Source organism: Leifsonia sp. HAY1-4F, from assembly GCF_056755275.1.
Genome location: NZ_JBNDHX010000554.1, coordinates 1 through 241 on the forward strand (window position 1 = coordinate 1; position 241 = coordinate 241).

General features: G+C 55.6%; 1 protein-coding gene. It reads left to right on the top strand.

What is annotated here, in order from left to right; translation table 11 throughout:
• Nucleotides 1–18: 18 nt before the first annotated feature.
• Nucleotides 19–241: homocysteine S-methyltransferase family protein (locus ACPYOG_RS20470; RefSeq protein WP_481295907.1), on the top strand; the 223-nt coding region annotated here is incomplete at its 3' end.

Below are 241 nucleotides of genomic sequence, written 5' to 3' on the forward strand. Positions count from 1 at the left end.
CTCGTGCTTGATGGCGCCATGGGCACGCAGATCCAGGGCCTCGGTTTCGACGAGGATCAGTTTCGCGGTCACCGTTTCATAGGCTGTGCCTGTCATCAAAAAGGCAATAACGACCTTCTCATTCTGACTCAGCCCGACGCGATCGAAGAGATTCATTATCGCTATGCCAAGGCAGGCGCCGATATCCTGGAGACCAACACCTTCTCGTCCACCCGCATTGCGCAGGCGGATTATCAGATGG